The sequence below is a fragment of the Neobacillus drentensis genome, from assembly GCF_036966985.1.
GTDB lineage: Bacteria > Bacillota > Bacilli > Bacillales > Cytobacillaceae > Neobacillus > Neobacillus drentensis_E.
In genome coordinates this window covers 1-7,416 of record NZ_JBALSN010000154.1, presented here as the reverse complement: position 1 = coordinate 7,416, position 7,416 = coordinate 1, and the positions used below count along the sequence as shown (strand labels likewise).

The window sequence follows — 7,416 nt, the reverse complement described above, 5'->3', positions numbered from 1 at the left end:
ATTTAGAAAGGGAAATCACTAACGCTGCCGAGAAAAAAGCGATCGCTGTGGAAGCGATTCGTTCCATCGAGCCTGGTGATCAAATCGTCTTAGACGCAAGTACAACTGCATGGTATGTGGCGAAGGAATTGCCTGATATGCCTTTAACGGTTCTGACAAACTCGATAAAAGTTTCCATTGAACTTAGTAAAAAAGAACAAATCAAAGTGATCTCCACTGGGGGAACGCTGCTTTCACAATCTCTTTCATATGTCGGTCCGCTTGCGGAACGTTCGCTGAGTATGTACCACGTTAATAAAGCGTTTCTTTCCTGTAAAGGGGTTCATCTAGAAAAGGGATTAAGTGACTTTAATGAATCGCAAGCGCTAGTAAAGAAGCAGATGATGGAAATTGCAGATGAAACCATTCTAATGGTAGACTCGACTAAATTTGGAACACGAGCTTTTTCGCAAATTGCACCTGTTTCAACAATCGGCTGCATTATTACAGATTCAAATATTAATGAAGAAACTAGAAATGAACTGGAAGAAAAAAAGATAAAGTTATTAATTGTAAACTAGCAGGCCATGTCCCGGTCTCTTTTTTTATACACTTATGGACTACATAGAGGTATACTGAAAAAAAACAAATTGATACCAATTAAGATGGGTGACAAGAAATGAATTTTAAATAAAAATAATCGAAATGATTAATTAGTTATATACCAATAAAAAATGACTATCAGTTGGTTTACATTTTGATAGTCATTTTTTTACATTTATTTTAACTACTTTTCACAGAATTTGATTAACTTGTCTTGATGTATTGAAATCCATGAAACTCTTTGAGCTACCTTACGAATATACTTCTTGACCGTATTTATAGAGTCAACCCCGTCCCAATATCGGCCGAGGAAATGGATAAACACATCTAAACTTCGAATCTCGATTAGAAGAGGAAGAGAATGAATTTCTTCTTCCGTTAACTTAATCCTAATGCCATATCCCATTAGGAAGGAAGTAATCTTTTTAAAAATAACGGTCTCATCCTCTTCATCATCTATAAAATCAGAAATAGAAACCGCAACTTCCATCACTCGTAAATCATATGTAACAAATTCAAAATCAAGAATGGCGGAAATCTTACCATCTCGACCCGTAAGAATGTTGGAAGCATTTAAATCTCCATGAACAAGCTGGTGAGGAAGCCTTTTTAAAAATGGGACACTCTCTTGAAATGAGACTAGTTGATTGTAGATAATAAATAATTCCTGAGTTAACTCCACAAAGTCCTCTGGGGGATTGAGGGAAAAATCTTTAATCTGATCCAAAGAACATCTTGGGTGTGTACTATTTAAATCATAATACGGTCTGTATACTGGCAGTTGTTCTACACTGACCTCGGCAAGTTCTGCAGTAAGTTGACCTGCCGCTTTACCAAATGAATTGATTTGATCTAAGTCTTCTAGGGCAGGATTCGTCCCATTGATAAATTTAAACAATCCCGCAAGATATCCGGATTGGGTTTTGACAATGGTTTGCCCATCTATTGTTTTCATTGGTACTGGTATGGAAAAGGAAAGGGGCCGTTCGATTAATGCTAGTAATACAGCATGTTCATAGATTACCTTGTCCTCATCTTGATGGGTTTGGTAAATTCTCAGTACGTATTTCTCATTGTTTGCCAGAATAAATAGGGTTGTATTGTTCTCTCCACTTGGTCCGGGAGCAATCTCCCAATTCTCATAAGGAAAGTACAAAGGCACTATTTCTTCAATATTTGATAAATAATTTTTCATCTTATCCAAAAATCCTTTTTAAAAAGAAGTCTATCACGTACAAGAAAAAGAAGAAAGTAATTTTTGAATAGATAATTTAGGAGAGCCCAAAATGAAGCTATCCAAAAAACTTTAACCTCGTTGCGATGTAAAAAGATGGTAAAATAGAAAAGGTATACATTTGTAATGGAGAGAAGGTGGCTTATGAAATCAAATGAAAAATTCACAGGAAAAGCAGAGGTATATGCAAAATATCGTCCCAGCTATTCCCATGAATATATTGAATATTTAATTTCTCAAGCTTGTTTAAATGAGGATAGTATTATTGCAGATATTGGTTCAGGGACCGGAATATTAAGCAATCAGCTTCTTGAAAGGGGATATACAGTAATCGGAGTGGAACCAAATGATGATATGAGAACAATTGCGGAACAAACTTTGAAGACGGATTCCCGTTTTATTTCAATTAAGGGCACGGCTGAAAACACAACTTTAAATGATAATAGTATAGATCAAGTAACAGTAGCACAGGCATTTCATTGGTTCGACATGGAGCCGTTCAGATTGGAATGTCAACGGATTTTAAAACAGGATGGTAGAGTGGCCCTTGTCTGGAATAGCCGGGATGGGTCAAGCGATATAAACAAGGAAAGTGCAGAAGTTTGCCAAAAGTACTGCCCAAATTTTAAAGGATTTAGCGGCGGTATGGAGGAAACTCCGATTGCATTTCAGCAATTTTTTAAAGATGGAAAGTATGAATTAAAGCTCTTTCGTAATGACCTGCAATTTAATTTAAATGGATTTTTGGGAAGATACTTATCCGCTTCCTATTCCCCAAAAAAGACCCACGAGGAATATCATCCCTTCATTACAGCATTATCAAATCTTTTTGAAAAATATAGCAATCATGGGCAAATAGTTATTCCAAATATCACAAGAAGCTATCTGGGTAAAGTGTAATTGTTTAAATGATGATTATTTGCCAACTGTAAAAGCAAAGTATTCTTTTTTTTAATAATGACAACAATATAGGCTTTATTTCATACCATATTTGGGGGTGAAAAAATGCCAAGAGTAAATTACCGAACTTCAGACGTTGATTTAATGGCAAGGATGATGAGAGCAGAAGCCGAAGGTGAAGGAAAACAAGGCATGTTGTATGTTGGGAATGTAATTGTTAATCGTCTAAAAGCAGATTGTTTAGACTTTAAAGGGTTAAGGAAAATTCCAGATGTCATTTTTCAAGTCCAAGGAGGAAATTTCTCCTTTGAAGCTGTTCAAAAAGGAAATGTATTTTATCAAAGGGCGAGAACTGCTGAGAAAAGATTAGCAAAACAGAACTTGGACTATTGGAGAGAACACCCAGGAAAGTATGCACTTTGGTATTTTAATCCATATGCTCCATGCCCTCCAACATGGTACGGTCAACCTCAATCTGGTCAATTTAAAAACCATTGTTATTATGAACCAAAAGCTGGAACATGCGATAGTGTTTATAAGGGTAGTTAAGGCTTACTCGTTTGAGTAAGCTTTTTTTGTTCTTGGTGCTCGCGCTGATAAATGTAATTAGAACAAATATCGGTCTGATTTCAGTCAAAACGGGTCACGTAGAAGTAGCCTACGTGACCCGTTTCACCTCATTCAATTATCTTTCCAGTCAAAGTTTTCGATAAAATTGACAAACGCCTTAACCACATTCCATTCCATAGCTTCCTTATGGTAATACATCCACGTTCTCCGCAAAATCGGATTTCCTTCTTGGTCTTTTAAATGGATTTTGTATATGTCTTCTATCCCTTTGAGTACTCTGCTAGACAAAATGCAGTAGCCTAAACCATTTATAACCATTTCCTTACATGGGTCCACTTGGTCGACTTCAATACTTATAAAGGGGGCTTCTGAAAAATTTTCAGCCCACCAATGATCAATGACTGATTTTAATAAGTAATCCCCTCTATATTCAATTCTTGGAAGACGAGGGAGATCCTTCATATCAAACTCATTTTTTGAAGCAATGCAAATAGTTTCCTCAAACAATTGATATTTTGATAATCCCCGCCAGCCATAATCTCCACGGACAAAGCTGATATGAACATCCTTATTGTGAATAAGTTGAGTCACATCTCTACTCCATCCCGTCGTTACTTTGAATTCCACATGTGGATATTGCATTTTAAATAATTTCAAAACATAGGGAAGTTCATAATTGGCAAAAAAATTGGAAACCCCCAATTTCAACGTACCTACCACTTCATCACTTTCGTTATTACTCATATTTTGGACATTTTCTTTTATCTTCTCATAATGTGCTAGGGCCTCCTCAGCACAATGAACAAGGTATTCTCCTTGTGGGGTAAAATGCACTCCCCTGCTTTCACGGGTTACGATTTTTACGCCTAGTTCTTCCTGCATATGCTTTAATCGAGTCGTTAATGCGGGTTGAGTAAGAAATAAGAGGCGAGCTGTTTTTGTTAGATTCTTTTGATGATAAAGCACCTTTAGTATTTCCCAATCACGGTAATCCATTTTTCCACCCATCTATCTGATATTAATATTTTTTATAAGTTAATATAATTTTTTAGCATTTTATTTATTTCAATTATTACATTATCCTTAACCTTAAGCAATTGAAAATTACTTATTAATTAATCTGAAGTAAAACATATAAAGTAAGACAACAATGGAGGAATTGTGAATGGGCGTACAGAAAAACCAGCATAATCCATGGCGGAAATTCAATGGTCCAAACCTTGGCTATGTAATTGAACAATACGAGCGGTATACGAACGGAGAAGAAGCGATTGATCCAAAATTAAGAGAGCTTTTTATAAAATGGGGCTCACCTTTGTCTTTTGAGTCAAGTCATACCGAAGAATCCCCAAATAGTGAATCTTTCAATTCTAATAATTCCACAAATATACAGAAAGTACTGAAAGTGGTAAAGCTGCTTGAGGACATTCGTTCAAACGGTCATTTAGCGGCTAACATGAACCCATTAATTTGGAATCAACAAAATCAAGAGTTGTTTCAGCCCGAAAAGTATGGGGTTAGTGAACAAGATCTGAAAGCGATTCCAGCAAAACTCGTATGGGAAGAGGCCCCTGTAGGGATACAAACTGCGTGGGATGCTATCAATCATTTAAAAAGTGTATATACCTCTACATTAGCTTATGAATTTAACCATGTGCAACTGATGGATGAACAAGCATGGTTAACTCAAATGGTGGAGACAGGTTCCTTGCATCGCTCCTTATCAAAAGAAGAACAAACGAACTTGCTGCAGAGCCTGACAGAGGTTGAAGGATTTGAACAATTTTTGCATAAAACCTTTGTCGGACAAAAGAGATTCTCCATTGAAGGTGTAGATATGCTAGTACCGATGCTGAATGAAGCGGTACACGAAGGCGTTGAGGATGGTTCACGAAATGTCGTGATTGGTATGGCGCATCGCGGTCGCTTAAGTGTCCTTGCACATGTGTTAAACAAGCCATATAGCAAGATGTTCGCTGAATTTCAGCACTCGTCTGCCAAACAACAGGGTCCGTCAGAAGATTTAGTCGACATAAGTGAAGGCTGGACTGGTGATGTGAAATACCATCTAGGCCGCAATCGATTCATGGAAGGTCCCGGTAACGTGCGTGCCCGGATTACCTTGGCAAATAACCCGAGTCATCTTGAATTTGTTAATCCGGTTGTTGAAGGATTTGCAAGAGCTGCCCAAGAAGAACGAAAAAATGCCGGTTACCCTAAGCAGGATGTGAATAGGGCGTTTGCCATTTTAGTTCATGGCGATGCAGCCTTTCCAGGCCAGGGGATTGTAGCGGAGACGCTGAATTTAAGCGGGTTAAAAGGATATAAAACAGGTGGAACAATCCATATCATTGCTAACAACATGGTTGGCTTTACGACCGATAGCCATGATTCTCGCACGACGAGATACTCAAGTGATTTAGCAAAAGGTTTTGAGATTCCAATCATACATGTAAATGCGGACGATCCAGAAGCCTGTCTGGCCGCTGTTCGGCTTGCTTATCAATACCGTGCCAAGTTCCAAAAAGACTTTTTGATTGATTTAGTTGGATACCGTCGATTTGGCCACAATGAAATGGACGATCCAGCGGTCACTCAACCGCAGGTATACAAAAAAATTGTTAACCATCCAACTGTAAGAGCGGTGTATGCCAATCAGTTGAAAGATAGAGGCATTCTCAATCAAGAAGATGTTGAGCAAATGAATCGCAGCGTGCAAGAAATGTTACAAGTGGAGTATGAAAAAGTATCAGAGAAGAAGCAAAGTGAACACATTGCTGAAGTTGATGTTCCAATGGTAATCGCCAAAGGAATTCCACCGTTGGAAACAAGTGTGCCACTTGAGACGCTTCGTGAAATAAACCAAGATTTGCTGAAATGGCCGGAGGGTTTTCATGTTTATCCAAAATTAAAGCGGATTTTGGAGCGTCGTGATAAGGCACTAGAAGAGACCGGGAAAGTAGAATGGGCGGTAGCAGAAGTGCTGGCATTTGCGTCAATGTTAAAGGACGGTACGCCGATTCGTCTCACTGGCCAAGATTCAGAACGTGGAACATTTGCGCAGCGGCACATTGTGCTGCACGACTCAGAAACAAACGAAACATATTCACCATTACACCATCTTCCGCAAGCAAAAGCATCGTTTGCGGTTCATAATAGTCCGCTGTCGGAAGCGGCTGTTGTAGGTTTTGAATATGGATACAATGTATTTGCTCCTGAAACACTTGTCATGTGGGAAGCACAATATGGCGATTTTGCAAATACAGCCCAGCCACTCTATGATCAATTTGTTTCATCAGCAAGGGCAAAATGGGGACAAAAATCAGGGCTTATTCTCCTGTTGCCTCATGGGTATGAAGGTCAAGGTCCGGAGCATTCCAGTGCCCGCCCTGAACGGTTTTTACAGTTAGCGGCTGAAAACAACTGGACGGTTGCCAACCTAACAAGTGCAGCCCAATATTTTCATATTTTACGTCGTCAAGCATCCATCTTAGGATCAGAGTTTGTTCGACCATTGGTGATTATGACGCCAAAGAGTCTGCTCCGTCACCCGTTAGTTGCTTCAACTGGTACTGCTTTAAGCGAAGGTCATTTCCAAACGGTTTTGGAACAGCCTGAACTCGGAAAAGCTCCGGAAAAGGTAAGACGTTTAGTCTTAACAACGGGTAAGATGGCGATCGATCTGGCTGTAGAAATCGGCTCACAGAAAGAAAATCGTAACCTAGAAGAGGTACACATCGCTCGAATTGAACAATTGTATCCATTTCCTGAGGAAAAAGTAGAAGCCATCATAAAGCGTTACCCTAACTTAAAGGAAATTGTATGGGTCCAGGAAGAACCGAAAAATATGGGTGCGTGGCATTATATCGCTCCAACTCTCTTTGAACTTGCATCTGGCAGACTGACTGTAGGTTACATTGGACGTCAAGAACGTTCAAGTACAGCAGGCGGAGATCCAACCGTTCATAAGAATGAACAAGAACGGATTATCAAACAGGCTCTGAACTATATTGAATCATCAAATAGATACTCAGAAACAAGAAATAGAACTAGTTACTAATTCCATTTCCGGAAAATAATTTAAGTAGAAATAATACTTTATAGGGGACTTACCAACAAACATAGGAGGA

At 38.7% G+C, this 7,416-nt stretch carries 5 protein-coding genes and 1 pseudogene; 4 read left to right on the top strand and 2 right to left on the bottom strand.

What is annotated here, in order from left to right; translation table 11 throughout:
- A partial coding sequence (locus V7659_RS10670; RefSeq protein WP_335540013.1) for a DeoR/GlpR family DNA-binding transcription regulator occupies positions 1-560 on the top strand: 560 nt, incomplete at its 5' end.
- Positions 561-766: 206 nt separating this feature from the next.
- On the opposite strand, the gene V7659_RS10665 is transcribed toward V7659_RS10670, so the two are convergent.
- The gene (locus V7659_RS10665) at positions 767-1,777 is read right to left on the bottom strand and encodes a phosphotransferase (protein ID WP_335540011.1); all 1,011 of its coding nucleotides are present in this window, start codon (positions 1,775-1,777) and stop codon (positions 767-769) included.
- A gap of 183 nt (positions 1,778-1,960) precedes the next feature.
- Here V7659_RS10665 and V7659_RS10660 point away from each other — a divergent pair, with 183 nt between their 5' ends.
- The gene (locus V7659_RS10660; RefSeq protein WP_335540010.1) at positions 1,961-2,716 is read left to right on the top strand and encodes a class I SAM-dependent methyltransferase; all 756 of its coding nucleotides are present in this window, start codon (positions 1,961-1,963) and stop codon (positions 2,714-2,716) included.
- Between the two features lie 105 nt (positions 2,717-2,821).
- Positions 2,822-3,265: a cell wall hydrolase gene (locus tag V7659_RS10655; protein WP_335540008.1), complete on the top strand. Its 444-nt coding sequence runs from the start codon at positions 2,822-2,824 to the stop codon at positions 3,263-3,265.
- Positions 3,266-3,397: 132 nt separating this feature from the next.
- On the opposite strand, the gene V7659_RS10650 is transcribed toward V7659_RS10655, so the two are convergent.
- A complete protein-coding gene (locus tag V7659_RS10650) occupies positions 3,398-4,282 on the bottom strand; it encodes a LysR family transcriptional regulator (protein WP_335540006.1) in 885 nt (294 codons plus the stop codon).
- Positions 4,283-4,451: 169 nt separating this feature from the next.
- Here V7659_RS10650 and V7659_RS10645 point away from each other — a divergent pair.
- Positions 4,452-7,365 (top strand): annotated as a pseudogene (locus tag V7659_RS10645) (2-oxoglutarate dehydrogenase E1 component).
- Positions 7,366-7,416: the final 51 nt, after the last annotated feature.

Excerpts from the sequence above, each read along its gene's own strand:
- V7659_RS10655 (WP_335540008.1), top strand. The coding sequence starts at position 2,822 with ATGCCAAGAGTAAATTACCGAACTTCAGACGTTGATTTAATGGCAAGG.
- V7659_RS10650 (WP_335540006.1), bottom strand. The coding sequence starts at position 4,282 with ATGGATTACCGTGATTGGGAAATACTAAAGGTGCTTTATCATCAAAAG.
- V7659_RS10660 (WP_335540010.1), top strand. The coding sequence starts at position 1,961 with ATGAAATCAAATGAAAAATTCACAGGAAAAGCAGAGGTATATGCAAAA.
- V7659_RS10665 (WP_335540011.1), bottom strand. The coding sequence starts at position 1,777 with ATGAAAAATTATTTATCAAATATTGAAGAAATAGTGCCTTTGTACTTT.